This is a genomic window from Methylomonas koyamae (assembly GCF_006483455.1).
Taxonomy (GTDB): Bacteria; Pseudomonadota; Gammaproteobacteria; order Methylococcales; family Methylomonadaceae; genus Methylomonas; species Methylomonas koyamae_B.
Window position 1 is genome coordinate 1 of record NZ_PPPU01000047.1, and the last position, 1,193, is coordinate 1,193.

Annotated in this window: 1 protein-coding gene; it reads left to right on the forward strand. The window is 51.8% G+C overall.

The features are described from left to right. Positions 1-1,191 (forward strand): elongation factor Tu, encoded by a 1,191-nt coding sequence (gene tuf / locus C2U68_RS18485; protein ID WP_140913950.1) that lies wholly within the window; start codon positions 1-3, stop codon positions 1,189-1,191. Positions 1,192-1,193 lie beyond the last annotated feature (2 nt).

Here is a 1,193-nt window from a genome sequence, read left to right on the forward strand (position 1 = left end):
ATGGCTAAAGAAAAATTTGAAAGAAAGAAACCGCACGTAAACGTAGGAACGATTGGCCACGTTGACCACGGCAAAACAACCTTGACTGCTGCGCTGACCAAGGTTATGGCCGAACTGCAAGGAGGCGAAGCAAAAGCGTTTGATCAAATCGACAATGCTCCCGAAGAGCGCGCGCGCGGTATCACCATTTCGACCTCACACGTAGAGTACGAGTCAGCCAATCGTCACTATGCGCACGTTGACTGCCCGGGTCATGCTGACTACGTCAAAAATATGATTACCGGTGCGGCGCAAATGGACGGTGCAATTCTGGTTTGCTCCGCGGCTGACGGTCCGATGCCGCAAACGCGCGAGCACATCCTGCTGTCTCGTCAGGTCGGCGTGCCATACATCGTTGTGTTCCTAAACAAAGCGGACATGGTCGATGATGCCGAGCTGATTGAGCTGGTTGAAATGGAAATTCGCGAACTGTTAAACCAGTACGAATTCCCGGGCGACGATACCCCAATCATCGTTGGTTCTGCGCTGAAAGCGTTGGAAGGCGAGCAAAGCGAAATCGGTGTTCAGTCGGTTGTTAAACTGGTTGAAGCGCTGGATAGCTATATTCCTGAGCCGCAACGCGCAATCGATGGCAAATTCCTGATGCCAATCGAAGACGTATTTTCGATTTCCGGTCGTGGTACGGTAGTAACCGGCCGTGTCGAGCGCGGTATTATCAAAGTCGGCGAAGAGGTTGAAATCGTTGGTATCAAAGATACCGTGAAAACCACCTGTACCGGTGTTGAAATGTTCCGCAAATTGCTGGATCAAGGTCAGGCTGGCGACAACGTGGGTATCCTGCTGCGTGGCACCAAGCGCGATGACGTAGAGCGTGGTCAAGTATTGGCTCACGTAAACAGCATCAAGCCACACTCGCACTTCAAAGCCGAAATCTACGTATTGTCGAAAGAAGAGGGTGGTCGTCACACGCCATTCTTTAACGGTTACCGTCCACAGTTCTACTTCAGAACCACCGACGTGACTGGTGCGGTTGAGCTGCCTGAAGGTGTTGAAATGGTAATGCCAGGTGACAACATCTCGGTCACAGTAAAACTGATCTCGCCGATCGCGATGGAAGATGGCTTGCGCTTCGCAATTCGTGAAGGTGGCCGTACCGTCGGTGCGGGTGTTGTGGCTTCTATTGTCGAGTAATT